This window comes from Fodinicola acaciae (assembly GCF_010993745.1).
In the GTDB taxonomy this organism is placed as follows: Bacteria; Actinomycetota; Actinomycetes; order Mycobacteriales; family HKI-0501; genus Fodinicola; species Fodinicola acaciae.
This window is the reverse complement of record NZ_WOTN01000001.1, coordinates 599310-624914: the sequence shown is the minus strand read 5'-3', so window position 1 is coordinate 624914 and position 25605 is coordinate 599310. Positions and strand designations below refer to the sequence as shown.

General features: G+C 67.9%; 26 protein-coding genes. 7 read left to right on the top strand and 19 right to left on the bottom strand.

Annotated elements, in window-relative coordinates; translation table 11 throughout:
- Window positions 1-132: 132 nt before the first annotated feature.
- The 6 genes from lgt to GNX95_RS02860 form a co-directional block, all read right to left on the bottom strand.
- Complete coding sequence (lgt, locus tag GNX95_RS02885) at window positions 133-1095, bottom strand: prolipoprotein diacylglyceryl transferase (protein ID WP_222853359.1); 963 nt, start codon at window positions 1093-1095, stop codon at window positions 133-135.
- 785 nt (window positions 1096-1880) lie between these two features.
- Window positions 1881-2657 carry a tryptophan synthase subunit alpha gene (gene trpA / locus GNX95_RS02880; RefSeq protein WP_163505590.1) on the bottom strand — a complete coding sequence of 259 codons (777 nt, stop codon included), beginning with the start codon at window positions 2655-2657 and terminating at the stop codon, window positions 1881-1883.
- Window positions 2654-3871 (bottom strand): tryptophan synthase subunit beta, encoded by a 1218-nt coding sequence (trpB, locus tag GNX95_RS02875; RefSeq protein WP_163505589.1) that lies wholly within the window; start codon window positions 3869-3871, stop codon window positions 2654-2656. The genes trpA and trpB overlap by 4 nt, the downstream gene beginning before the upstream one ends.
- Window positions 3868-4677 (bottom strand): indole-3-glycerol phosphate synthase TrpC, encoded by an 810-nt coding sequence (gene trpC, locus GNX95_RS02870; protein WP_163505588.1) that lies wholly within the window; start codon window positions 4675-4677, stop codon window positions 3868-3870. Before trpC ends, trpB begins: the two co-directional genes overlap by 4 nt.
- Before the next feature lie 114 nt (window positions 4678-4791).
- A complete protein-coding gene (locus GNX95_RS02865; protein WP_163505587.1) occupies window positions 4792-6168 on the bottom strand; it encodes an NAD(P)/FAD-dependent oxidoreductase in 1377 nt (458 codons plus the stop codon).
- 32 nt (window positions 6169-6200) lie between these two features.
- A complete protein-coding gene (locus GNX95_RS02860; RefSeq protein WP_163505586.1) occupies window positions 6201-6752 on the bottom strand; it encodes a Trp biosynthesis-associated membrane protein in 552 nt (183 codons plus the stop codon).
- A 43-nt stretch (window positions 6753-6795) separates the two neighbouring features.
- Here GNX95_RS02860 and GNX95_RS02855 point away from each other — a divergent pair, with 43 nt between their 5' ends.
- Window positions 6796-7560 carry a putative protein N(5)-glutamine methyltransferase gene (locus tag GNX95_RS02855; protein WP_163505585.1) on the top strand — a complete coding sequence of 255 codons (765 nt, stop codon included), beginning with the start codon at window positions 6796-6798 and terminating at the stop codon, window positions 7558-7560.
- A 75-nt stretch (window positions 7561-7635) separates the two neighbouring features.
- Here GNX95_RS02855 and GNX95_RS02850 read toward each other — a convergent pair whose 3' ends face one another.
- Entirely contained in the window at window positions 7636-8280 is a 645-nt protein-coding gene (locus GNX95_RS02850; RefSeq protein WP_163505584.1) for a TetR/AcrR family transcriptional regulator, read from the bottom strand.
- A gap of 93 nt (window positions 8281-8373) precedes the next feature.
- Between GNX95_RS02850 and GNX95_RS02845 the strand changes: the two genes are divergently transcribed.
- The 3 genes from GNX95_RS02845 to GNX95_RS02835 are packed head-to-tail and all read left to right on the top strand — an operon-like array spanning window position 8374 to window position 10932.
- Window positions 8374-9084 carry an SDR family NAD(P)-dependent oxidoreductase gene (locus GNX95_RS02845; RefSeq protein WP_163505583.1) on the top strand — a complete coding sequence of 237 codons (711 nt, stop codon included), beginning with the start codon at window positions 8374-8376 and terminating at the stop codon, window positions 9082-9084.
- Window positions 9081-9752: an SDR family NAD(P)-dependent oxidoreductase gene (locus GNX95_RS02840; protein ID WP_163505582.1), complete on the top strand. Its 672-nt coding sequence runs from the start codon at window positions 9081-9083 to the stop codon at window positions 9750-9752. Before GNX95_RS02845 ends, GNX95_RS02840 begins: the two co-directional genes overlap by 4 nt.
- A gap of 19 nt (window positions 9753-9771) precedes the next feature.
- The gene (locus tag GNX95_RS02835; protein ID WP_163505581.1) at window positions 9772-10932 is read left to right on the top strand and encodes a serine hydrolase domain-containing protein; all 1161 of its coding nucleotides are present in this window, start codon (window positions 9772-9774) and stop codon (window positions 10930-10932) included.
- Here the strand turns inward: GNX95_RS02835 and hisI are convergent.
- Entirely contained in the window at window positions 10918-11286 is a 369-nt protein-coding gene (hisI, locus tag GNX95_RS02830; protein WP_163505580.1) for a phosphoribosyl-AMP cyclohydrolase, read from the bottom strand. The two genes, GNX95_RS02835 and hisI, sit on opposite strands and share 15 nt — an antisense overlap.
- Window positions 11287-11341: 55 nt before the next feature.
- Between hisI and GNX95_RS02825 the strand changes: the two genes are divergently transcribed.
- Window positions 11342-12013, top strand: a complete 672-nt coding sequence (locus GNX95_RS02825; protein WP_222853357.1) for a TetR/AcrR family transcriptional regulator — start codon at window positions 11342-11344, stop codon at window positions 12011-12013.
- Here GNX95_RS02825 and GNX95_RS02820 read toward each other — a convergent pair.
- Window positions 11943-12590, bottom strand: coding sequence for a hypothetical protein (locus tag GNX95_RS02820; protein ID WP_163505579.1), 648 nt, complete (start codon window positions 12588-12590; stop codon window positions 11943-11945). The two genes, GNX95_RS02825 and GNX95_RS02820, sit on opposite strands and share 71 nt — an antisense overlap.
- A gap of 59 nt (window positions 12591-12649) precedes the next feature.
- Window positions 12650-13576, bottom strand: a complete 927-nt coding sequence (locus GNX95_RS02815) for a LysR family transcriptional regulator (protein WP_163505578.1) — start codon at window positions 13574-13576, stop codon at window positions 12650-12652.
- A gap of 52 nt (window positions 13577-13628) precedes the next feature.
- Here GNX95_RS02815 and GNX95_RS02810 point away from each other — a divergent pair, with 52 nt between their 5' ends.
- Window positions 13629-14786 (top strand): MFS transporter, encoded by a 1158-nt coding sequence (locus GNX95_RS02810; protein ID WP_163505577.1) that lies wholly within the window; start codon window positions 13629-13631, stop codon window positions 14784-14786.
- Window positions 14783-15415 carry a TIGR03085 family metal-binding protein gene (locus tag GNX95_RS02805; protein WP_163505576.1) on the top strand — a complete coding sequence of 211 codons (633 nt, stop codon included), beginning with the start codon at window positions 14783-14785 and terminating at the stop codon, window positions 15413-15415. Before GNX95_RS02810 ends, GNX95_RS02805 begins: the two co-directional genes overlap by 4 nt.
- A 60-nt stretch (window positions 15416-15475) precedes the next feature.
- Here GNX95_RS02805 and GNX95_RS02800 read toward each other — a convergent pair whose 3' ends face one another.
- From GNX95_RS02800 to hisD, 9 genes are all read right to left on the bottom strand, one after another.
- On the bottom strand, window positions 15476-16384 hold the full coding sequence (locus tag GNX95_RS02800; RefSeq protein WP_163505575.1) for a carbohydrate ABC transporter permease: 909 nt from the start codon (window positions 16382-16384) through the stop codon (window positions 15476-15478).
- 64 nt (window positions 16385-16448) lie between these two features.
- Window positions 16449-17363, bottom strand: coding sequence for a carbohydrate ABC transporter permease (locus GNX95_RS02795; protein WP_163505574.1), 915 nt, complete (start codon window positions 17361-17363; stop codon window positions 16449-16451).
- An 18-nt stretch (window positions 17364-17381) separates the two neighbouring features.
- Window positions 17382-18818, bottom strand: a complete 1437-nt coding sequence (ngcE, locus tag GNX95_RS02790) for an N-acetylglucosamine/diacetylchitobiose ABC transporter substrate-binding protein (protein ID WP_187369585.1) — start codon at window positions 18816-18818, stop codon at window positions 17382-17384.
- 494 nt (window positions 18819-19312) lie between these two features.
- Window positions 19313-20083: an imidazole glycerol phosphate synthase subunit HisF gene (gene hisF, locus GNX95_RS02785; RefSeq protein WP_163505573.1), complete on the bottom strand. Its 771-nt coding sequence runs from the start codon at window positions 20081-20083 to the stop codon at window positions 19313-19315.
- Entirely contained in the window at window positions 20080-20805 is a 726-nt protein-coding gene (gene priA, locus GNX95_RS02780; RefSeq protein WP_163505572.1) for a bifunctional 1-(5-phosphoribosyl)-5-((5-phosphoribosylamino)methylideneamino)imidazole-4-carboxamide isomerase/phosphoribosylanthranilate isomerase PriA, read from the bottom strand. The genes hisF and priA overlap by 4 nt, the downstream gene beginning before the upstream one ends.
- Before the next feature lie 1093 nt (window positions 20806-21898).
- On the bottom strand, window positions 21899-22522 hold the full coding sequence (gene hisH, locus GNX95_RS02775) for an imidazole glycerol phosphate synthase subunit HisH (RefSeq protein ID WP_222853356.1): 624 nt from the start codon (window positions 22520-22522) through the stop codon (window positions 21899-21901).
- On the bottom strand, window positions 22519-23115 hold the full coding sequence (hisB, locus tag GNX95_RS02770) for an imidazoleglycerol-phosphate dehydratase HisB (protein WP_163505570.1): 597 nt from the start codon (window positions 23113-23115) through the stop codon (window positions 22519-22521). Before hisB ends, hisH begins: the two co-directional genes overlap by 4 nt.
- A gap of 35 nt (window positions 23116-23150) precedes the next feature.
- A complete protein-coding gene (locus GNX95_RS02765; protein ID WP_163505569.1) occupies window positions 23151-24260 on the bottom strand; it encodes a histidinol-phosphate transaminase in 1110 nt (369 codons plus the stop codon).
- Window positions 24257-25549, bottom strand: a complete 1293-nt coding sequence (gene hisD, locus GNX95_RS02760) for a histidinol dehydrogenase (protein ID WP_163505568.1) — start codon at window positions 25547-25549, stop codon at window positions 24257-24259. The genes GNX95_RS02765 and hisD overlap by 4 nt, the downstream gene beginning before the upstream one ends.
- Window positions 25550-25605 lie beyond the last annotated feature (56 nt).

Here is a 25605-nt window from a genome sequence, read left to right as displayed (position 1 = left end):
CGCACCTTTCGAGGTTACACGGACACCGGCGTCCGGCGCGATTTCGCCGCCAGTGATCGATCCCACCAGCGACGACGCACATACTGAGCTGCGTAAACGGCTCCTGGCGTGCTAGGAGATGCGGCGTCTTTTTCAGGCTTTGTCGGCCGGCGCCTCGGCCTTGCTGTCCGGCTCGGCCGATTCTTCTTTACTTTCCTCGTCTTTCGCCAGACTCACGGTTTCTTTCGGCTCACCATCGGTAATCACCTCGACCTTGCGGCCACCGTCGAGGATCCGGAGCTGCTCGCGCGGTCCGCGCTGCCACAGGAAGTACGCGAGGCCGCCGATGAACACGACGATCGACGTCCAGTCGTTGAGCCGCAGGCCGAAGAACATCTGGGCCTCGTCGATCCGCAACGCCTCGACCCAGAACCGGCCGACCGTGTAGGCCATCACGTACAAGGCGAACGCGCGGCCGTGGCCGAGCCGGAACTTCTTGTCAGCCCAGATCACCAACAGGCCGACGCCAGCGTTCCACAGCAGCTCGTACAGGAAGGTCGGATGGTAGGTGCCCGGCAGCGTCGACACGGCGTGACCGGTCGCCGGGTCCATCTGGTGGACGACCAGGCCCCACGGCAGCGAGGTCTGGCCGCCGTACAACTCGTTGTTGAAGTAGTTGCCCAGCCGGCCGATCGCCTGCGCGAACACCAACCCCGGCGCGGCCGCGTCGGCCAGCACCCCGAGCGGCAGGCCGATCCGCCGGCACCCCAGCCACGCACCGAGCGCACCGAGCGCCACCGCCCCCCAGATGCCGAGGCCACCGTTCCAGATCTTCACGATGTCGATCAGGTGACCATCCGGCCCGAAGTACGGCCCCGGCGTCGTGATCACGTGATAGAGCCGTCCACCGACGATGCCGAACGGCACGGCCCACAACGCGACATCCGTCACCGCACCAGCCGGCCCGCCACGCGCCTTCAGGCGCCGGTCGGTCAGCCACACCGCGACGACGATCCCGATGATGATCGCGATCGCGTACGCACGCAGCGGGATCGGGCCGAGAAACCACACGTTCTGCGTCGGACTGGGAATCGACGCCAAGATGGCCGAAGTCACGCTCGCCACCGTACCGGGCTCCTGCTCGCGGCGTGTGGCTCCCCTGGGTTCTGCCGGGGCGAGGGGGTGGGGTGGGTGGTTTTTCCTTTTTGGTGTCGTTGGGGAGGTGGTTGCGTTTTCTGCTTCGTTGCTCAGGAGGTGGTTGGTTTTCCGCCTGCGCGGCGGGCGACCTCCAGGGAGGGGGGCGGGAACGCCAATCTGTGTGCACGAGGGGTGCGGGCGGCGGTTGCGGGCGGGGCTGGGTTGCCGGGTCACGTGTGGGAAGCAACCCGTCGGGATGGACGCCAAACGATCGTGCTGTAGCGGCTGACTGCGTAATACTTGTTTAACAAGATATCAAAACGGACATCTGTCGCAGGCGAGCAGTCACAACAGCATTGTCAGCCTCAGTAGTCACACCCGTCACAGCCTCCGGAAATCACGGCGGCGTGAAAGCCTTGTTTCTTGCGTCCACCGCAAGTAACTCGACATTCATGCCATCTACGAACCTCTCAAGCCGGACATTTAGCGCTCCATGTGCCTTCGCGTCCCACATAATGGACCTTCTCGCCACAGAACGGGACGCCACGGCACCTCCGGCGCCCCAGCCACACTCCTGGTCCACACCACAACACAACCGCACCCGCCGCACCCAACCCCACCAACAGCGAAACCCCGCGCGCCCCTCCCCTTGAGGTCGCCCTCCGCGCAGGCGCCACCACCCCCAAAACGCAACAAAAATGAAGAGCCCCGCCCTCCCAACGCACCAAACAGAAAACGCAACCACCTCAAAGCGCCCCGACGAACTACCCCCGCACCCCCGCAGCAAGATCCTCCGTCAGCGCAACCAGGGCACGTACCCCCGCCGCCTCGTCCTCAGCATCCAACAGACACCGCACCAACGCCGACCCCACGATCACCGCATCGGCAAACGAAGCCACCTCGGCTGCCTGTTCGCCGTTGCTCACGCCGAGCCCCACACCAACCGGCAGATCCGTCACCTGGCGTACGCGGGAAACCAGGGTCGGCGCGGCGTTGGAGGTCTGTGCGCGTGCGCCTGTCACGCCCATCACCGAGGTGGCGTAGACAAACCCGCGACAAACGGCGACGGTCGAGGCGATACGGGCGTCGGTGGAGGATGGCGACACCAGGAAGACCTTGTCGAGATTGTGCTTGTCGGCGACCGCGAGCCAGTCGGCTGCCTCGTCGGGGATCAGGTCCGGGGTGATCAGGCCCGCTCCCCCGGCGTTGGCCAGGTCAGTGGCAAACCGGTCGACGCCATAGCGCAGGACAGGGTTCCAGTACGTCATGACCAGCGTCGGCACGCCGGTGGCGGCGACGGCTTCGACGGTGTGGATGAGGTCGGAGGTGCGTACGCCTCGGTCCAGCGCGGCCTGCGATGCCGCCTGGATCACCGGGCCGTCGATGACCGGGTCCGAGTACGGCAGGCCGATCTCGACGATGTCGACGCCGGCGTCGACCATTGCCTTGATCGCGTCGATGGCGCCGGGCACCGACGGATAGCCGGCCGGCAGATAGCCGACGAGCACCGGCCGCGATCCGAATGCCGACGCGACGGTCACGATTTTTCCTCCAGCAGGCCAAACCACTTGGCGGCGGTCTCCATGTCCTTGTCGCCGCGACCGGACAGGTTGACCAGCACGATCGGCTCCCGACCCAGCTCGGTGGCCAGCCGCGGCGCGATCCGCAGCGCACCGGCGAGGCCGTGCGCGCTCTCGATCGCCGGGATGATGCCCTCGGTGCGGCACAGCAGCCGGAAGGCCTGCATCGCCTCGGCGTCGGTGACCGGCTCGTACGTGGCGCGGCCAGTGTCCGACAGCCAGGCGTGCTCCGGACCGACCGCCGGATAGTCCAGGCCGGCCGAGATCGAGTGCGACTCGATGGTCTGGCCGTCCTCGTCCTGCAGCAGGTACGTGCGCGCGCCGTGCAGCACACCGGCCCCGCCCGCGGTGATCGCCGCCGCGTGCCGGCCGGTCTCGACGCCATCTCCGCCGGCCTCGAAGCCGAACAGCCGCACGTCCGCGTCCGGAATGAAGGCGTGGAAGATGCCGAGCGCGTTGGAGCCACCGCCGACGCAGGCACACACCGCGTCCGGCAGCCGGTCGAGCAGCTCAAGGGACTGCGCGCGCGCTTCGACGCCGATGCCGCGTACGAAGTCGCGCACCATCGCCGGGAACGGATGCGGTCCGCCGACCGAGCCGACCACGTAATGGGTGTAGTCCACCGACGCCACCCAGTCGCGGAAGGCCTCGTTCATCGCGTCCTTCAGCGTGCGGCTGCCGGACTTCACCGACACGACCTCAGCGCCGAGCATCCGCATCCGCGCGACGTTGAGCGCCTGCCGCCGGGTGTCTTCCTCACCCATGTAGACGGTGCACTCGAGATCCAGGTATGCCGCCGCCGTCGCGGTCGCCACGCCGTGCTGACCGGCGCCGGTCTCGGCGATGACCCGCCGCTTCCCCATCCGCTTGGTCAGCAGCGCCTGGCCGAGCACGTTGCGCACCTTGTGCGCGCCGGTGTGGTTGAGGTCCTCGCGCTTGAGCAGGATCCGCGCGCCGGCTTTCTCCGACAGCCGCCTGGCCTCGTAGAGCAGGCTCGGCAGGCCGGCGTAGTCGCGGCCCATCCGCTCCAGCTCGCCGACGAATTCCTTGTCGGACAACGCTTTGCGATATTCGACGTCCAACTCGTCGAGCGCGGCGATCAGCGCCTCTGGTACGAACCGGCCGCCGTACACGCCGAAGTAGCCGCGGGTGTCAGGGCCTTCTGTGGTGGTCATCGTGACGGCCTCGGGGTCGCGGGGTGGGATCCGGCGGTGACCAGGTCGGCGACCGCCTGGCGAGGACTGCGGTCGGTGACCAGGCCCTCGCCGACCAGCACCGCGTCGGCGCCGGCGGACGCGTACGCGATCAGGTCGTGCGTGCTCTTCACGCCGGACTCGGCGATCTTCACGATCTCCGACGGCAGGCCCGGCGCGATCCGCTCGAAGATGGACTTGTCCACCTCCAGCGTGCCGAGGTCGCGCGCGTTGACACCGATCACCTTCGCGCCGGCCTCCAGCGCGCGGTCGGCTTCGGCCTCGTCGTGCACCTCGACCAGCGCGGTCATGCCGAGCGACTCGATCCGCTCCAGCAGGCCGACCAACACGTTCTGTTCCAGCGCGGCGACGATCAGCAGCACCAGATCGGCGCCGTGCGCGCGAGCCTCCAGCACCTGATAAGAGCTGACGACGAAGTCCTTGCGCAGCACCAAGACGTCGACCGCGGATCGTACGGCGACCAGATCTTCCAGCGATCCACCGAAATAGTGGCCCTCGGTGAGCACACTGATACAGCGCGCACCGCCGAGCTCGTACTCACGCGCCAGCGCCGCCGGGTCGCGGATGTCGGCGAGCGCACCGGCCGACGGCGACGACCGCTTCACCTCGGCAATCACGCCGACCCCCGGCGCACGCAGCGCGCGCAACGCGTCTTTTGCATGCGGAGCAATGGTCGCGCGTCTTTTCATCTCATCCAGCGGCACCGCCGCCTGACGCTCCTCCACGGCTGCCTTGGACCGCGCGATCACGTCGTCGAGAAAGCTCATCGGTCACCCTCGACGATTCGCCGGCATCGTCTCAGGCCGCCTGTCCTTCGCCTGCGCAGCCCCATGCCAGGGATGCTACCGACCGACATTCCGGACCCGGTCAGCGGTCGGTAATTACCTGCCGGCGATCACGTTGGCGAAACGCGCAATAGGACTCGTGGTCGCACGACCGGCGTATTCCTGCCGGTCGGCGATCCGGTAAAGCAGATAGAGCGAGCGTACGCCGAGAAAACGCAACGGCTCCGGCTCCCAGCGGCGCACCCGGCGGCCGACCCACGGCAGCCGGGTCAGCTCGGTGTCGCGCCGCAACACCAGGTCACGCAGCGTACGGCCGGCGAGATTGGTCGTCGTCACGCCATGTCCGACGTATCCACCGGCCGCGCCCAGACCGCTCGGTCGGTCGAACTGTACGGTCGCGCACCAGTCCCGCGGCACGCCGAGCACGCCACACCACGCGTGCGCGATCGGAGTTTGGCGCGCGGCCGGGAACATCTCGTGCAACAGCCGCGAAAGCGCCGCCACCGTACGCTCCTGCGTGGCGCCACTGTGGTCGGTGCGCGAGCCAAACCGATACGGCACGCCGCGACCACCGAGCGCGATGCGGCTGTCGGCGGTGCGCTGCGCGTACATGTACGCGTGCGCCAGGTCGCCGACGGTTTCCGCGCCATCCCAGCCAATTTCCGACCAGAACGCGTCCGGCAGCGGCTCGGTGACGATCATGGAGGAGTTCATCGGCAGCCAGGTGCGCCGCTCGCCGGCCAGGCCGGCGGTGAATCCTTCCAGGCACCGCAACACAATGTCGGCGCTGACGGTGCCGCAGTCGGTGCGTACGCGCCGCGGCTCCACCCGTCGCACGGTCGTCTGCTCGTAGATCCGCACGCCGGTTTTCTCGACGGCTTCGGCCAATCCGCGCACCAGCTTGGCCGGCTGGATGCGCGCGCAGTGCGGACTGAAGATGCCGCCGATGGCGCCATCGATGCCGATCCGCCTGGCCAGCTCGCCACCGTCCAATGTGGACACATCGGCCTCGCCGTAGCCCCACTGCCGCAGGTGCTGGTATTCCTGGCCGAGCCGCTCCAACTGCGCGCGGCTGCGGGCGACCTCGACGTTGCCGCCTTTGACGATGTCGGCGTCGATGCCTTCCTCAGCTGCGACGCGGATCACCTCGTCGACGGCCGCGAACATCGCTCGCTGCAGCCCGATGGTGGCCGGCCGGCCGCGGCTGGCCGCATATCGCTCAGCCGAGCCTGCCAGTCCCGCGGTCAGCCAGCCGCCGTTACGTCCGGAGGCACCGAAGCCGGCGAACTCCTTCTCCAGCACGGCGATCCGCAGGTCGGGCTGTGCCTTCTTGAGGTAGTACGCGGTCCACAGGCCGGTGAAGCCGGCGCCGACGATCGCCACGTCGACCGCCAGGTCACCGGGCAGGCCGTCGCGACAGCCAGGCAGTCCGGTCTGCGCGTACCAGAAGGAAACGTCGCCGTTGCGGATCATGGCCACCACTGTGCAACGCGACGCGCGCGTTGTCAGCCCTTGGTCGGATCCTCGCCGCGGTCCATCGCGTCCCAGGTCTCCGCGTCGGTGGACACTCCGGCGGTCACCTTGCGATCCGCTGGATGCAGCTCGTATCGCTGCGGTGCCGACCAGGTCCGTGCGCGTACGGCGATCAGCAGGCCGCCGAGGAGCACGCAGGCACCACCGACGATCGCCAACACGCCCCAGACCGGAGTGACCTGCACGGTCATCGAGGCGGTCGTTGGCCGCAGCGCTGGACCGGTCAGGCCGGAGACCGCGTCGACGATCATGCCGAGGCCGCACAACGCGACGAAGGCGCCGAGGATCGTCCGGCCGATCCGTTTCAACGCCAGCAGCGCGAGCGCGCCGGCCAGTCCGACCAGCGCGAGCGCGGCGGCGATCGGCGCCGCGTCACGGCCGGTGACCGTCTTGGAGATCGCTGGCAGCGGCGCCACGCGCTCGACCAGCTGTGTCCCCCACGGCTGTGTCACGGCCCACAGCGCCAGCCCGGCCCCGGCCGCGCAGAGGACGAACGCGACCACAACCTCTCGTCGCGACTTCACCTCACCATCGTCACATGCGCGCCGAGCGAGGTACGGTCCGGCCGTGCTCGTATCCGACATCGAGGCCACCCTGCGCGCCGCCGGCTGCGTCTTCGCCGAGGCGGAGGCCGCCGTCCTGCGCGCCGCCGCGCGCAGCGACGAGCACCTGCACGAGCTGGTCGGCCGCCGGGTCGCCGGCCGTCCGCTGGAACACGTCGTCGGCTTCGCGGAATTCTGCGGTCGCAAGATCTTCGTCGACCCTGGCGTCTTCGTACCTCGGCACCGCAGCGAGTTCCTGGTCCGCCAGGCCGCGTCGCGTACGCGTGAGCAGGGCACCGTCGTGGACCTGTGCTGCGGCTCCGGCGCCCTCGGCGCCGCGCTCGCGGCGATCCGCGACATCGACCTTTATGCCACCGACCTCGACCCTGCCGCCGTACGATCCGCACGCCGCAACCTCGCGCCTGACCGCGTTTTCGAAGGCGACCTTTTCCAGCCCCTGCCACAAAACCTCCGCGGCCGCGTGGACACGATCATCGCCAACGTGCCGTACGTACCAACCGACGACATCGCACTGATGCCGGCGGAGGCCCGCATACACGAGCCCCGAATCGCCCTCGACGGCGGCAGCGACGGCCTTGACATCCTGCGGAAAGTCGCCACCGAGTCGACCTTTTGGCTGAAACCCGGCGGCCATATCCTGAGCGAAATCAGCGAACGCCAGGCGCCACAAGCAAAAACAATCGTCGCCAACCACGGCCTGATCGCCAACCTAGCCACCGACAACGAAACCGACGCCACAGTCGTCATCGGCACAACCGCCGACCCCTAGACGTCGAAGGTGCAAAGTAGGCCCACATTCAGCGACAAAAGTGGGCCTACTTTTGCACAGTCGACTCGGAGCCCCTCAACCCGGCCCCGGCGCTCCCATCGCCCGCACCAGCTGCTCGGAGGTCATCGGCGGCTGCTCGACCGCCGTCGCCGCGCTCGCCTGCAACCCGTCGAGCAGGAAGTGAACATGCCGCCGCCAGCTGTCCGGCGCCGCGTCCCTGGTGGCGTCGATGATCCGCGCCGCCGACCAGATGATGTACGCGAAGTCGATCAGCGTGAAGTCGGCGCGCAGCTGGCCGGACCGGTGTGCGCGCTCGATGATGTCGCCGACCTGCGCGAACCCGGAGGCACAGGCCCGGGAGGCGACCTGGGCGTCCGGATAGCGCCGGGACAGGATGTCGTTGAGGCCGCGGTCGGCGGCCTGTCGCTCGCACGCTCCCATCACGTACGCGACAAAGCCGCGCCAAGGGTCGGCGCAGCTGAGCGCGCTCTCCGCCAGCTCCCGGAGCGCCAGCACCTTCGCCGGCATGACCTCGTCGAGCAGCGCCTCGCGCGTCGCGAAGTTGTTGTAGAGCGTCCCGATGCTGACGCCGGCGCGCTTGGCGATCTCCTCCAGCGGCACGTCGAGACCGCGGCTGGCGAACACCGCCTCCGCGGCGTCGATCAGCTTCCGCCGGTTTTCCACGGCGTCACGGCGCAGCGGCCTGGCTCGGTTGGACATGCTTCCATCCTACGAACTTGAGGCGCATCTCAAGTTCATGCTAGCGTCGGCATTGTCGAGGGCTCCCTCAACTTAACTCCCGAAAGGCTCTCCATGGTCAAGACCATCGCCATCTTCGGCACCGGACCCGGCATGAGCCGGTCGGTCGCGGTCCGCTTCGGCCGCGCCGGATTCCGTGTCGCCCTCGTCGCGCGTACGCGCTCCAAGCTGGACAAATACGTCGGGGAACTGGCCGCTGCGGGCATCGAGGCGGCCGCCTTCACCGCTGACGTGACCGACGGCGCCGAGCTGCTGCGCGTCATCGGCGAGATCGAGCAGCGGTTCGGCCACATCGACGTGGCCGAGTTCAGCCCCGGCAACCTCGACACGCCGGTGGTCAACGTCATGGACGTCGACCCCGACGACCTGCCGGCGCAGTTCAACACGCCACTGTGGGCTCCGATCCGGCTGGTACGCGCACTGCTTCCAGGCATGCTCGAACGCGGAGACGGCGCCTTCCTGATCGCGTCCGGCGCCTCGGTGCTGCATCCGTCGCCGATGCTCGGAAATGCCGGCATGGCGCTCGGTGCACTGCGACACTACGTACAAAACCTGCACAACGTGATCGCCAACAAAGGTGTCTACATTGGACTCGTCCACGTCGGCGGACCGATCGAACGCAGTGACATGACCGCGGCGTTCCTGAAGGACGTCGACGTCAGCGCGTTTCCGTTCGTCAATCCGGACGATCTTGCCGAGACGGCCTGGGACATGTACCTCGCGCGAGACGGCTTCGAGCGTACGGTCGGCGGTTTCGGCCAGTGAGCGGCAAAACTCTGGCCGTCTTCGGTGCAGGACCGGCTCTCGGTCTCTCCGTCGCACGCCGGTTTGCCGCCGAAGGCTTCAAAATCGCATTGGTGGCGCGAAACCCCGAGCGGCTGGCAAGTTCCGTCGAACGGATAGACGGAGATGCGGCCGCTTTTACCGCGGATCTCGGAAAACACGAGGAGATCGACGCGCTTGTCGGTGCGATCGAGGAAAAGTGCGGCCCTCCGGACGTGATGACGTTCAGTCCGGCCGGCTGGATCGACGGCCGTCCGCTGCCCGTGATCGATCTCGATCCGCGGGCTCTCACCCGACAGCTGCGCTTTCCTTTGCTGACCGCGACAGCTCTGGTCCGACGCGTGTTGCCGCGGATGGCGACCGGCGGCTCGATCCTGATGGCCCTCGGCATCTCGGCGCTGCGGCCGATGCCGTTCATCGCCAGCATCGGCGTCGCGCACGCGGCCGTACGCGCATATCTGCTGAATCTCAACGCCGAGCTGGCGACGCGCGACATCTACGCCGGCGCGCTCATCGTCGGCGGAGCGATCGTCGGGAGCGACGCCGCCAGCTCGGTCGGCGCGGACGGGGGCCTCGATCCTGACGAGCTGGCCGAGGCGTACTGGCAGCTGCACGTCAAGCGCGACCGCTTCGAGCACATCGCCGAGTGAACGTCGTACGGTCGGAGGCATGACGATCACCGAAGGCCTTGTCCACGGCCAGGTGGCGGCCGGATTCGAGCCGGTCGCCGAGGCGTTCGCGGACAACCTGACCGAGCGCGGCGAGATCGGCGCGGCCTTCGCGGCGGTGCACGACGGTCGCGTCGTGGTCGACATCTGGGGCGGCCTCGCCGACCCAGCGACCGGCCGCGGCTGGCAGGAGGACACGCTGCAGCTGGTCTATTCCGGCACGAAAGGCCTGGTCGCGGCGGCCATGCTGATCCTGGTCGAGCGCGGCCTGCTCGACCTGCGGGCCCCGGTCGCCACGTACTGGCCGGAGTTCGCCGCGCACGGCAAGGGCGCCGTCACGGTGGCGCAGGTGATGTCGCACCAGGCCAGGCTGCCTGGCATCCGCCGGCCGGTGACCGCCGCCGACACGCTCGATCCGGTACGGATGGCCGCGCTGCTCGCCGACCAGCCGCAGGAGACCGATCCGCGAGCCGTGCTGACCTACCATCCGCTCACCTACGGCTGGCTGGCCGGTGAGCTCGTCCGCCGCGTCGACGGGCGTACGGTCGGGCGGTTCGTCCGCGAGGAGATCGCCGAGCCGCTGGCGATGCAGACCTGGATCGGCCTGCCGGCCGAGCTGGAGCCGCGCGTCTCGACGATCGTCTACGCGCCGAGCTGGCGCCGGATGTGGTCGCGGCTGCCGGCCGACGACGAGCTGTTTCTGCGCGCCTGGTCCAATCCCCCGCTGTGGCCGGACGGCCCGGTCGCGTACAACGGCCGCGCGTTCCACGCCGCAGAGGTGCCCGGCGCCGGCGCGATCAGCACCGCGCGGTCGCTGGCGCGGTTCTATGGCGCGCTGGCACTCGGTGGCCGCATCGACGGTGTACGGATCATGGCGCCGGAGACCGTCGAGCTCGGCCAGCGGCCGATCGTGGACAGCATGGACCAGGTGCTGTTCGCGCCGTTCAGCCGCGGTGTCGGCTTTCAGCTGCAGAACGAGTCGATGAACCTCGGTCCGGCGAAGGTCGCATTCGGCCACGACGGCGCCGGCGGCTCGGTGCACGCGGCATGGCCGGAGCTGCGCACCGGCTTCTCGTACGCGATGAACGAGCTTCGCTCCAGCCTCGCCTTCGATCCGCGTCCGAAGGCACTGCTGGACGCCCTGCACTCAGTCGTCGGCTGACATCAACACGTCGGTGTCGAAGCAGCTGTGCGTGCCGGTGTGGCAGGCCGGACCGGTCTGGTCGACGGTCACCAGCACGGTGTCACCGTCGCAGTCCAGCGCCACCGACCGTACGCGCTGGACGTTGCCGGACGTCTCGCCCTTGACCCAGTAGTCCTGGCGGCTGCGTGACCAGTACGTGCCGCGGCCGGTCGTCAGCGTGCGGTGCAGCGCCTCGTCGTCCATCCAGGCGACCATCAGCACGGTGCCGGTGCCATGCTCCTGCACGACGGCGGCGACCAGCCCGTCGGCGTTGCGCTTGAGGCGCGCGGCCACCGCGGGATCGAGCGAGGTCGAGCGTACGGCCGTGTTCATCACTCCATTGTCACTCTGGTGGGATCATGGTGGTGAGCCGAGTGGAAGGGATCAGGTGGCTGGAGGCGACGAGGCGGCCAAGGCGCCGAGGCGGCGGTCCGGGCGGCCGCGCGGTGAGACGCGTACGCGTGAGGACATCATGGCGGCGGCGCGCGGCGAGTTCCAGGAGCGCGGCTTCGACAAGGCCACGATCCGCGGCATCGCCGCCGCGGCCGGCGTCGACCCGGCGCTCGTCCACCACTACTACGGCTCCAAGCAGGACCTTTTCGTCGCGGTCATGGAGCTGCCGCCGGAGATCCCCAACCTCGTACGCAACGCGATCGCCGGCGACCCGGACACCGCCGGTGAGCGGCTGGCGCGGTTTTTCTTCGGTGTCTGGGACCGGCCCAACACGATCAGTCCGTTTCTCACCCTGCTGCGCAGCGCGGTGACCAACGAGCAGGCCGCGGCCATGCTCCGCGAGTTCATCACCGACATGATGGTGGGGCCGGTGACCGAGCAGGTCGCCATCGACCACGCGCCGATCCGGGCGCCGCTGGCCGCCTCGCAGATGGTCGGCATCGCGATGCTCCGCTATGTCATCGGCATCGAGCCGATGAAGTCGGCCTCGGTCGACCAGCTGGTCGCGATCGCCGCGCCGACGCTGCAGCACTACCTCAGAGGTCCTCTCCCAGATAGCGCCGTGTCGCGCGGTGAAACTGCAGGCAGCCAAGCAGCACCGCGTTGACGATGATGCCGCCGGCGGCGGCCGGCGGCGTGACCCACTGCGCGATCATCGAGGCGACCAGCACCAGGATCGTCACCCAGCTCAGCGCCACCGACCAGAACCAGTGCCGGCTGCTGCGCCGCCGCGCCGCGCGGTCGACCAGCCAGGCCTGCAGCCACACGACGACCAGCGACGCGACGACGATCGCGGCCAACCCGCCGACGAACGCTGAGTTGAGGCCGGCGAGGCTCAGCAGCGCCACCTCCGCGCCGGCGCCGCACGCGCCGATGCTGCCGGCCACCGCGAGGCCGAGCGCCAGCCAGCGCGCCACCTTCAGCGGCGTCGGCGGCGCCTCCGGGTCGATGCCGACGACGCGGCCGCGAAACACCGACACGTTGCGCTGGCCGGCCGGCTCGTCCTCCTCCGGCTCCGGCTCGTCGCTGCCAAGGCCGAACAACCCCTCCTGCTTGACCAGCACGACCGGCTCCTGCCCGGCTGCCGGCGTCTCGGCGCGTACGGCCCCCGTGGCCTGCTCTGACGGCGACTGCTCGGCTGCCTCCGGCTCACCTTCGGGCCGGTCTTCACGCGCACTGCTCATCCTTCAATGGTGACAGGCGGTCAACAACTGTCCACAACGCCACGCTTTGTGATGTTTTTCTAGTCAGCGATCCGAAGCAGTGGACCGGCGTGGCTGAAGAGGAACTCCTGGAAGCGCTGAGCGGGCGGTGGGAGCGGCGCCTCGGATGGCCAGGCCAGGCAGATCGTACGAGCGGCGGCCGGTGAGCTGATCCGCACCGGCACCGCGCCAGGCAGCGTCTCCGGTGACCGGTACGGCAGGATTGAGACACCAAGGCCGGCGGCGACCAGGCCGCGGGCGGTCTCGACCTCCTGTCCCTCGAAGGCGATCCGCGGCACGAAACCGGCGGCCGTGCAGAGCTCGTCGCAGATCCGCCGCAGGCCATACTCCGGCTCCAGGCAGATGAAGTCCTCGTCGGCGGCCTCCGCGAGCCGGACCTGACGGCGGCGAGCGAAGCGGTGCGCGGCGGGGACCATCAGCACGAGCGGCTGTGTCGCCAACGCGCGTACGGCGATGCCGGGCTCGGCCACTCCCGGCGAGATCAGTCCGAGGTCGATCTCGCCGCTGCGTACGCGCGCGCGGATGTCGTCGGTGCTCGACTGCGTCAGCGAAAACCGTACGTGCGGATGATCGGCACGGAAGACGCGCAGCAGCTCCGGCACCGTGCGCGGCGCCATGGTGTGCAGGAACGCGAAGGAGACGTGACCGGCCTCTGGTGAGGTTTCGGCCAGCATCGCCGCGCAACCGGCCGCCAGCTCGCGATAAGCACGCTCTGCGGCCGGCACGAGCGCTCTGCCGGCGCGCGTCAGCCGTACGCCTCGACCGCTGCGCGCGAACAGCGCCACGCCGAGGTCCGCCTCCAGCCGGGCGATCGCGCGGCTCACCGTCGGCTGCGGCAGGCCGAGCTTGTCGGCTGCTCTGGTGACGTGCTGCTCGGCGGCCACGGCCAGAAACGGCACCAGCCGCTGGCTCAGGGCCTGCGCCTCATGCGAAAACGCATCGGTCATCCGTTAATCATGTATTGGACGTATCGATCGCACCAGACTTACCGTCGCGGTCGTGAGCCATCGCCGACGAGTCAGCCTCGGACTTTTCCTTTGCGGACTGGTCACTTTCGGCGCGGTCTACACCAGCCAGCCGCTGCTGCCGCTGCTCGCGCGCGACTGGCGGATCGGTCCGGGGGCCGCCAGCCTCGCAATCAGCGCGACGACCGCCGGCCTGGCCGTGTGCGTGATCCCGGCGAGCCTGCTGGCCCACCGGTTCGGCCGTGGCCGCACGATGGCCGCCGCCGTACTCGCCGGCAGCGTCCTCACACTCGCCGCCGCGGCCAGCGGCAGCTTCGTGATGCTGGTGGTGCTTCGGACGCTGGCCGGTGTCGCGTACGCGGGTGTGGCCGGGGTGGCGATGGGCTACCTGGCCGAGCAGGTCCCGGCCGGCCAGCTCGGCGCGGCGGCCGGCCTCTACATCGCCGGCAACAGCATCGGCGGCATGCTCGGTCGCGTCCTCACCGGCATCGAGGCCGACTTCCTCGGCTGGCGGCTGGCCTTGGCGGCCACCGGCTTGCTTGCCGTGGCCGGCTCGGTCGCCGCGGCTCGCGTCCTCCCCCGCGCGTCGACCCAATCGGAATCCGATTGCAGCGGTCTGGGCGTACGCACGGCGCTGACCGACTGGACGCTGCTGCGGCTGTGCCTGGTCGGCGGCCTGGCGATCGGCGGCTTCGTCACCGCGTACAACTTCCTCGGCTTCCGGCTCGCCGCCGACCCGTTCGACCTGCCGCAGAGCGTGATCGGCCTGATTTTCCTGGCATATCTGGCCGGCACGGCCGGGTCGGCCAGCTGCGGCCGGCTCGTCGACCGCCTCGGTCACCGGCGCGTACTGCTCGCCACCACGGCTGTGTCGGTGGTCGCAACGATCGTCACGCTGCCGGACGCGCTGCCGCTCGTACTCGTCGGCGTCGTGACCCTGACCGGCGGCTTCTTCGCCACCAACTCCGCTGCGACGGCGGCCGCCAGCCAGCACGGCGGCCTCGCCGGTGGGCTCTACAACTTCGCGTACTACCTCGGCGCCAGCGTGGCCGGCACGGCCGGCGGTGTCATCTACGGCGCCGGCGGCTGGACCGCGACCGCCTGGTACGTCACCGCGTTGTTCGTCGCCGCGGGAGCCGTCGGCGTCACCGCGAAGGCACCGCGCCACGTCGCCGTTACGATGCCGGAATGACATCGCACGCACGATCCGAACGCACCGCACTGGTCGCCGCGATGCGCGAGGTCGGACCGGACGCGCCGACGCTGTGCGCGGGCTGGACGACCCGCGACCTCGCCGCGCATCTGGTTGCCCGCGAGCGCCGGCCGGACGGCAGCCTGGGGATCCTGATCAAGCCGCTGGCCAGCTACACAGAGAAGGTGCGGACCGGGCTGATGGAGGCGAAGTCGTACGACGAGCTGCTCGACCTGATCGACCGCGGCGCGGTGTGGTCGCCGACCGGCAACCCGCTGGCCGACGGCGTGGTCAACCTCGCCGAGTTTTTCATCCACCACGAGGACGTACGCCGCGCGCAGCCCGGCTGGGGACCGCGCGGCATCCCGGCCGAGGTGGAGCAGAAGTTCTGGAACAACCTGCGGATTCTCGCGCCGCTCACGCTGCGCAACGCGCCGGTCGGCATCATGATGACCGCCAACGGCGGCCGTACGATCCGGCCCAACCGCGGCGAGCCGGTCGTACGCCTGGACGGTCAGCCGAGCGAGCTGCTGCTGTTCGTATCCGGCCGTCAGTCGGCCGCGCGCCTGCACATCGACGGCGAGCAGTCCGCCGTGGACAGCCTCATGTCCGCGTCCTTCGCGCTGTGAACGCCGCAACGCCTCGTCACCGGCGGATCCTGCCGGTGACGAGGCGTTGCGGCGTTTTCCCTACTTGACGGCGCCGGCGGTCATGCCGGCCTGCACCTGGCGCTGGAAGACGATGTAGACCACCAGCACCGGGATGGTCGCGATCATCAGACCGGCGAACAGCTGACCCCAGTTGCCCGCGTAACCCTGGTTGACCGCGAGGTCGGCCAGCCCCTGAGTCAGCACGAACTTGTCCTTGTCGGAGTTCAGGACCAGCGGCAGCAGATACTGGTTCCACTGGCCGAGCACGTTGAAGATGCCGATGCTGATCAGGCCCGGCCGGGCCAGCGGCAGCATGATCTTGAAGAACACGCCGGCGTGGCCGCAGCCGTCGATCAGCGCCGCCTCGGCGATCGAGGTCGGCAGCGTACGGAAGAACGCGGTCAGGAAGAACACCGTGAACGGCAACGAATAACCGATGTAGACCAGGATCAGTCCCTGGTAGGACGCCAGCAGCCCGGTGTTCTTCAGCACGAAGAACAGCGGCACCAGCGCCAGGAACACCGGGAACGTCATGCCGGAGATGAACAGGTAGTAAATGAACCTGTTGCCGGGAAATTCGAACCTGGCCAGCACGTACGCGGCCATCGAGCCGATCAGCATCGTGCCGACCACGCCACCGCCGACCACGATCAGGCTGTTGATGAAGTACGACCCGAAGTTGGCGGTCGTCCACGCGCCGGTCCAGTTTTCCCAGTGCAGCTTGGTCGGCAGCGACCACGGCGCGGTGAAGATCTCCGCGTTGGTCTTGAACGAGGTCATGAAGGCCCAGAGCATCGGCAGCACGACCATCGCGGCCCACAGGATCAGGAACGCGTGCGAAAAGACGTTGAGTACGCCGCCCTCGCTCTCGATCTTCTCCGGCCGCGGCACCGTCGGCTTGGCGGCCGCCGCGTCTCCCGGCCTGGTTTTCTCTATCTGGCTTGTCATCGCAGGCGATCCCCTAGTGATGCGTTTCCGAGGTGGGATGGCGAGTCCGGTGATCCACACATCACTAGAACTCGATCCGCTCGCGGCGGGAGAACCGCAGCGTCAGGACGGCGAACAACAGCGTCACGATCAGCATGGCCACACCCATCGCGGTGCCGTACGCGGCCTGACCGTGGTTGAACGCGGAATCCCACAGATAGAACGGTACGACGGTGGTCGAGTTGTCGGGACCGCCTGGACCGACCGTCATGATCTGGACGATCGCGAACCCATCCATCGCGACGATGCCGAGATAGACCCAACCGGTCTGGATCGTGTCCCACATCAGCGGGAAAGTGATCCGGAAGAAGGTGGTGAACCGGTTGGCGCCGTCGATCAGCACCGCCTCGTAGATGTCGGACGGGATCGCGCTCATGCCGGCCGAGAACAGCACGACATAGAAGCCGACCTGCCACCAGACCATCACGACGATGATCGAGGTCAGCGCCAGCCGCGAGTCACTCAGCCAACCGATGTTGGCGTCGAGCCCGACCGCCCGCAGCGCCGAGTTGAGCGCGCCGCTGTTCGGGTTGTAGATGAACTGCCAGAGCACCGCGATGACGGTGATCGACAGCACCTGCGGGAAGAAATAGACCACCTGGTAGAACTTGCTGCCGCGGACGCCGGCGATGGTCACGTTCTTCCGCTTCTTGCCGCCGACGTTGATCATGAAGGCGAAGAACAGCCCCAACGCCAGCGTCACCAGCGGCAGCACGATAAGCAGGATGATGTTGTGCCATAAGGAAATCCAGAACAACGGATCCTGGACCAACCGTACGTAGTTGGCCAGCCCCACGAAGTTCTGCGTGGGGGTCAGGCCGGACCAGTCGGTCAACGACAGACCGATCGCCTGCACGTACGGCCAGATCACGAAGACCAGGTAGATGGCCACCGGCAACGCCAGGAACGAGACGATGAACCGGTACTTACCGTGCCGCATCGCTGACTGTTACTCCGTTCAGGAAGTGTGCTTGAACTTCTTGATGGCGCTGTTCTTGGCCACCGCGTCGGCGCCGGCCTGAGCGCGGGTGATCCAGTCGGCCGCCGACAGCCGCTTGCTCATCAGCAGCTGCGTGTTCTGGCCGAGCACCTTCTTCTCCAGGTCCGGATACCAGTCCGACAGCCGCGGGTTGGAGCTGGCCTTGGCGTCGTTGGCCAGCTTCAGCAGCGCGTTGGCGGCGGTCAGGCCCGGCGGCAGCGACAGGCCGTCGACCGCGCCGGCGACACAGGTCAGCGAGCTGACCAGCTTGGCGAAGTTCTGCGACTGCTGCTTGGACAGCATGATCCGCAGCAGCTCCATGCCACCGAGCGCGTTCTTGCCGTCCTTCGGCACGATGAACGGCTCACCGGCGGTCGTCCAGGTGCTGCCGTACGGCAGCTTGTCCGCGGCGCTGGCCGACGGCGGTCCACCGACGCCCATCTTGAAGTTGGCCGGCGTGGTTGGCTTGGACTCGTTCTCCACCCACGAGCCGTTCGGGATGAAGATGGCCTTGCCCTGGTTCCACGCGGTCTGCGACTCGATGTGGGTCAGGCCCTCACTGCCGGTCAGCACGTAGCCCTTGCTGGCCAGCTCAGCGAACGCCTCGACCGCGGTCTTGACGGCCGGGTCCTTCCAGGCGTTGGGCTCCAGGTTGTCGATCTTGTTCATGACGTCGATGCCGCCGATCTTGGCGATCATCGCGTACATGACGAAGTGCACGTAGTAGGCGTACTTGCCCGCGTACGTCCAACCGGCGACGCCAGCCTTCTTCAGCTTCTCGCAGGCGGCGATCATCTCGGCCCAGGTCTTGGGGTAGGTGATCTGGTATTTGTCCAGCGCGGTCTGCGAATACCACACGCCGAAGACGGTGTAGGCGTAGTTGAGCGCGTAGACCTCTTTGCCGCCGTACTGGCCCTGCTCGACGGTGCCGGAGATCAGCGTGTCGCGGACCTTCTTGTTGGGGTCGTCCAGCGACGCCGCGTCCAGCAGCGGCGTCAGGTCGGTCAGCTGGCCCTTGCTCACCAGGCTGTTCATGTCCAGGTTCTGCGCACCGGAGTTGTCGATCACGTCCGGCGGGTTGCCGCCGACGAACTTCGGCGCGAGCAGCTGGGTGATCTGCTGGGTCGGGGTGTGCTTGACGGTCGCCTTCGGATACTTCTTCTTGTACGCGGCTTCCGCGTCCTTCGCGTACTGGTCGCCGAAACCACCCTTGAAGATGACCACGTCGAGCGGCGCGTCTTCCTTGACGCCGAGCGGGTTGGCCGCGCTGACCGTGCCTTTCTCGCCGCCACCCGTACCGCTGCCGCCTCCGGTGGCACAGGCATCCAGCAACGCCGCGCCAGGGACAGCCAAAGCGCCTAGCGCCGCCGCTCTGCCGAGCAGCGTCCGCCGGGACACCTCAGATGGTCCAGCCATTGCCTCTCCTCTTTCTGTTTTTCGTGCCACCGCCATGGTGGTCTGTGGAGCCATTGCCGTGTTTGATTGGTCGGAACTGCCACGGATTGGGTGGCAATGCAGAACGTTTTCGACGGGCCTGGTTCGGGGTGTCACCGTACCGGGGATCTTCGGTGTCCATGGCCAGATTGCCGCGCTTGGCCGACGGCGAGTTCTGCCGAGTAACAGATCCTTGAAAGTCGCGGCCGGTCCGCACGAACGCCGTTCACACCGGCCGTGTCGACACTCGGACGCACGTCGGCGCTGCGATGGTCAGCGCGGCGTCCAGGCACCGATGGTCTCCCCGGTTGAGAGGTCTATCGAAACTGTCGTTGGGTACGGTGCCCGTCCGTCCGCAAACAGTCAACTAACGATTCGGAGGAGCCCGTCAATTATCTACCCACAAATCATGCCAGCGAGGAACAAAACGGTCAGAAAAATGTTTGCAACTGATCGATTGCCGGCCGATTGCAACATCAACGTACCGAGCAACCGGCTCCGCGGAGCGCTTCCTTGACGGCCGGGATCGGCACTGTCCCGAAGTGGAAGACGCTCGCCGCGAGGACCGCGTCTGCCCCCGACTCGACAGCTGGTACGAAGTCGTCGACCGCGCCGGCACCACCGCTGGCGATCAGCGGCACGTCGACGACAGCGCGTACGGCACGGATCATCTCCAGGTCGAAACCGGCGGTCGTGCCATCCGCGTCCATCGAGTTGAGCAGGATCTCCCCCACTCCGAGCTCCTGACCACGCGCGGCCCACTCGACCGCGTCGATGCCGGTGCCACGCCGGCCGCCATGCGTGGTCACCTCGTAGCCGCTCGGCGTCGGCGGACCGTCGACCACACGACGCGCGTCGACCGACAACACCAACACCTGCGCGCCGAACCGGCGGGAGATCTCGCCGAGCAGCTCCGGCCGGTGGATCGCCGCCGTGTTGACGCCGACCTTGTCCGCGCCGGCCCGCAGCAACGCATCGACGTCGTCCACGGTCCGTACGCCGCCGCCGACGGTCAGCGGAATGAACACAGACTCCGCCGTCCGCCGCACCACGTCGAAAGTGGTCGCCCGGCCTGCCGACGACGCGGTGATGTCGAGAAACGTCAGCTCGTCGGCGCCGGCCGCGTCGTACGCTCGCGCCAACTCCACCGGGTCGCCGGCATCGCGCAACCGCGTGAAGTTGACCCCTTTGACCACCCGGCCGTTGTCGACGTCCAGGCACGGGATGACGCGCACGGCGACGCTCATCGGACCGCCGCCAATGCCTCCGGCAGGGTGAGGTTGCCTTCGTACAAGGCCGTGCCGACAATCGCGCCTTCCACACCGTGCGGCACCAGGCCGGCGATCGCCACCAGATCGTCCACTGTGGACACTCCGCCGCTGGCGATCACCGGCTTTTCGGTGCGGTCGCAGACCTCGGTGAGCAGCTTGAGATTGGGGCCGCGCAGCATGCCATCCTTGAGAACATCGGTGACGACGTATCGCTCGCAGCCGTCGGCCTCCAGCCGCTCCAGCACCTCCCAGAGGTCGCCGCCTTCCCGCGTCCAACCACGAGCCGCCAACCTGTCGCCGCGCACGTCCAGGCCGATCGCCACGCGGTCGCCGTAGTCACCGATCACCTTGGCGCACCACTGCGGATCCTCCAACGCCGCCGTCCCGATGTTGACCCGCCGGCAACCGGTCGCCAACGCCGCCTCGAGCGAGTCGTCATCGCGGATGCCGCCGGACATCTCAACCTGGATGTCCAGCCGGCCGACCACCTCGGCCAGCAACTCACGATTGTGCCCACGCCGGAACGCCGCATCCAGATCGACCAGATGCACCCACTCGGCGCCATCCTCCTGCCACCGAAGCGCGGCACGGACCGGATCACCGTAGACCTTCTCCGAGCCGGCCTCACCCTGGACAAGCTGGACAGCCCGGCCCTCGGTCACATCGACGGCCGGCAGAAGCGTCAAGTGGTTCGTCATGCCATCCATTGTCCTGACCAGCGGCGACAGTTTCGCAGCGAGGTGGGTTCGGCGGGGAGAGGTGGCGGGTTCGGCAGGTTGTTGCATTGGAGAGGTGGCGGGTTGGGTCGGTTGTTGCGCCGGGGAGCTGACGGGCTCAGGCGGTTGTTGCGCGGGTCAAAAAGGTTGCGCCCTTTGATTGTTGTGTTGGGGAGGTGGTTGCGTTTTCTGGTTGGTGCGTTGGGTGGGTGGTTGCGTCTCTGCTTGTTGCGGTGGGGAGGTGGTTGCGTTTTCTGGTTGTTGCGTTGGGTGGGTGGTTGGGTTTTTCGCCTGCGCGGCGGGCGCTCCTGCGCGGAGGGCGACCTCAAGGGAGGGGGCGCGTGGATGCTAATCGGTGTACATAGGGGTGCGGGCGGCGGTTGTGGGCGGGGCTGGGTTTTCTGGGCTTGCTCGTTCTCCCCGTCGGCGCCCGGAGGGAACCACATTGTCGGAGGGGCCGCCGAGCTTGGGTGGGTGGTTGCGTCAGGTGGGCGGCGGCCCCTCCGACAATGTGGTTGGCTGTGCCCGCCGACGGGGAGAACGAGCAAGCCAGGTCACGTATGGGAAGCAACCCGTCGGTTTGGACGCCCAACGATCGTGCTGGGGCGGTTGGCTGCGTAATACTTGTTTAACAAGACATCAAAACGGACATTTATCGCAGGTGAGCAGTCACAACAGCATTACTAGCCTCAGTAGTCACACCCGTCACAGCTTCTGGTGATCGCTGTGGCGTGAAGGCCTTGTTTCTTGCGTCCAGCGCAAGTAACTCGACATTCACACCATCCGCGAACCTCTCAAACCGGACATTTAGCGCTCCACGCGTCTTCGCATCCCACATATTGGACCTTCTTGCCACCTACCGGGACACCATCGGGCCCCCGGCGGCCCAGCCACACTCCTGGTCCACACCACCCACCCAACCGCACACGCGGCACCCAACCCAACCAACAACCAAAACCCCGCGCACCCCTCCCCTTGAGGTCGCCCTCCGCGCAGGAGCGCCCGCCGCGAAGGCGCCACCACCCCCAAAACGCAACAAACAAGAAGACGCGACGACCTACAAGAGCGACCGAACCTACCGAAGACTACGAACCCAAGCGGCCAACAACTCGGCCCCCGCATCTCCCGATTTCTCCGGATGAAACTGCGTAGCCACCAGAGCACCCCATTCAACAGCGGCCACAAAATCCTCGCCGTGATGAGTCAATGTAACCACAGCATCGGAAGGCAAAACCGACGGGTCACAAGCAGCGTATGAATGGACGAAATAAAACCGCTCATCGCCGATCCCCGCGAAAACTTTCGACGATGGCGGTGCTTTCACGGTGTTCCAGCCCATGTGCGGCACGCGGTCGGCCTTCAGGCGGCGGATTTCTCCTGGCAGCGCGCCGATTCCGTCGGTGCGTACGCCGTGTTCGTCGCCGCGTGCGAACATGACTTGCATTCCGACGCAGATGCCGAGGACCGGTTGGTCGCTGGCCAGGCGTTTGCGGACCATTGTGTCGGCGCCGCAGGCGACGATGCCTTCCATGCAGGCGGCGAAGGCGCCGACGCCTGGTACGACGGTGCCGTCGGCCGCGTCGGCGAGAGAAATGTCAGTGCTGACAACGACATCCGCGCCGGCGCGAGCCAGTGCGCGTTCGGCCGAGCGGAGATTTCCGGAGCCGTGATCGACGATGACCACCCGAGGCGCGCTCACAATACGCCTTTCGTGCTCGGCACCCCGCGTACGCGCGGGTCGCGTTCGCAGGCAGCGCGCAGAGCGCGTGCGACGGCTTTGAACTGTGCCTCGGCGATGTGGTGCGGGTCGCGGCCACGGGTCACGTCGATGTGCAACGCGATTTTCGCGTTGTGCGCAAAGGCTTCCCAGACGTGGCGTACGAGCGTGCAACTGAAAACACCGTTGATGATGGCGGTGTCCATGACCGGCGGCTCGTTGTGTACGAGGAAAGGCCGGCCGGACAGGTCCACCACGGCCTGCGCCAACGTCTCGTCCAGCGGCACCGCCGCGTGGCCGAAGCGGCTGATCCCGGACTTGTCGCCGAGCGCCTCGGCGAACGCCTGGCCGAGCGCGATCGCGGTGTCCTCGACGGTGTGATGCGGATCGATGTGCAGGTCGCCGACGGTGTGCACGGTGAGGTCGAAAAGGCCGTGCTTCCCAAGCTGCGCGAGCATGTGGTCGTAAAAACCGACACCGGTCTCGACGTCGGTGATGCCGCGGCCGTCGAGCTCGATCTCGATCAGCACCTTGGACTCGGCCGTCTGCCGCTCTATCCGCGCGGTGCGGCTCATCGGCGCTCCTCCATCCTTCTTTCCGTGCGATCCGGTCATCGCCGCGACCGGTCCTCGAGGCCGGTGACCTGGTCGAACGCGTCCAGAAAGGCCTGGCACTCGGCCGGCGTGCCGGCAGTGACCCGCAGCCAGCCTGGCATCCCCACGTCCCGGATCAGTACGCCGGCGTCGAGCAGACGCTGCCACACCGCAGGTCCGTCCGCGAATCGGCCGACCAGCACGAAATTCGCGTCGGACGGCACGACCTGCCAGCCGCGCGCGGTCAGCTCCTCGACCAGCCGGTCGCGTTCGCGCCGGATGCTGTCCACGCCGGCCTGCAGCTCGTCAGCGTGCTGCAACGCGGCGCGCGCGGCCGCCTGTGTCAGGGCGGACAGGTGATATGGCAACCGTACGAGCTGCAACGCGTCGACCACCGCCGGCGCCGCGGCGAGATAACCGAGCCGCCCGCCGGCGAACGCGAACGCCTTGCTCATCGTGCGAGTGACCACCAACCGGCCGTGATCAGGCAACAGCGTCACCGCGCTTTTCGTGCCCTTGCGAGCAAACTCGCCGTACGCCTCATCGACGACGACCATCCCCGGCGCGACCTCCAGCACCGCGCGGATGGTGTCCAACTCGATCGCCGTGCCGGTCGGGTTGTTCGGCGAGCACAGGAAGACGATGTCCGGCCGCACGGATTTCACCTGAGCCACCGCGGAATCCGCGTCGACGGTGAAATCAGCGGCGCGGTGTCCGTCGATCCACGGCGTGCACGTCGTGCCGGCGATCCGCTCGTGCATCGAGTACGACGGCGTGAAACCGAGCGCTTTTCGTCCAGGGCCGCCGAAAGCCTGCAGCAGCTGTTGCAGGATCTCGTTGGATCCGTTGGCAGCCCACAATTGCTCGACGACCAGCGGCTCGCCGGTCTGCTTTGCCAGGTACGATGCCAGTTCCTCGCGCAGCGCGACGGCGTCGCGATCGGGATAACGATTGACGCCGCCGACCTCGGCGGCCACCGCCGACACGATCGCGGCGGCGACCTCCGGTGGCGGTGGCGTCGAGTTTTCGTTGGTGTTGAGCCGGACCGGCACGTCCAGCTGCGGCGCACCGTACGGCTGCTGGCCGCGCAGGTCGTCGCGCAATGGCAAATCTTCCAGCGATGTCACCGGCCAAACCTCGCTTGCACCGCTTCGCCGTGTGCCGGCAGATCCTCGGCATTGGCCAACGCGACCACGTGACCGGCCACCTCGGCGAGCGCCGGCTGGTCGTATTCCACGATGTGGATGCCGCGCAGGAAGGTCTGCACGCTCAGGCCGGACGAATGCCGCGCGCAGCCGCCGGTCGGCAACACGTGGTTGGAGCCGGCGCAGTAGTCGCCGAGGCTGACCGGCGCGTACGGACCGACGAAGATCGCGCCGGCACTGCCTACGCGCAACGCCACCTCACGCGCGTTTTCCGTCTGGATTTCCAGATGTTCGGCCGCGTACGCGTTGACCACGCGCAGCCCCTGGTCCAGGTCGCTCACCAGAATGGCGCCGGACTGCGGGCCGGTCAGCGCCTGGGTGACCCGCTCGGTGTGCTTGGTCGCGGCGACCATCCGCGGCAGCGCCCGCTGCACCGCGTCGAGCAGCTCGGTCGAGTCGGTGACCAGCACGCTGGCGGCGGCCGGATCGTGCTCGGCCTGGCTGATCAGGTCGGCCGCGACATGCACCGGGTCGGCGGTGTGGTCGGCGAGGATCGCGATCTCGGTCGTGCCGGCCTCGGAGTCGATGCCGATCAGCCCGCGCAGCGACCGCTTGGCCGCCGTCACGTAGATGTTGCCCGGGCCGGTCACCATGTCGACCGGCCGCACGCCTTCGACGCCGTACGCGAACATCGCGACGGCCTGCGCGCCACCGACGGCGTAGACCTCCTCGACGCCGAGCAGCGCGGCGGCGGCGAGGATCGCCGGATGTACGCGGCCGCCATGCTCGCGCTGCGGCGGCGAGGCGATCGCCAAAGACTCGACACCGGCCGCCTGCGCCGGCACCACGTTCATCACGACCGACGACGGATAGACGGCCAGGCCGCCGGGCACGTACAGCCCGACCCGCTCGACCGCGACCCAGCGCTCGGTCACCGTGCCACCGGCCGCGACCTGAGTCGTCACGTCTTGCCGGCGCTGGTCGGCGTGCACCAGCCTGGCGCGCGCGATCGAGGTCTCCAACGCCTCGCGTACGGCCGGGTCGAGGGTCTCCAGCGCGTCGTGCAGATGCTCCTTCGGCACCCGTACGTCGGTCAGCCGCACACCGTCGAACCGCTCGGTCGCCTCCAGCACGGCCGGCAGGCCGCGGTCGCGTACGCCGTCGAGGATCGGCTGGATGCGCTCGGCCGCGGCTCCGACGTCCACCGCGGCTCTCGGCAGCACGGTCCGCGGATCGGTCGCGGATCCACGCAGGTCGGTCGTCGTCAGCACTCCTGGAAGTCTACGGCCAGCGCGACCCGGCGGGCTTCCCGGCGCGTATGCCGGTG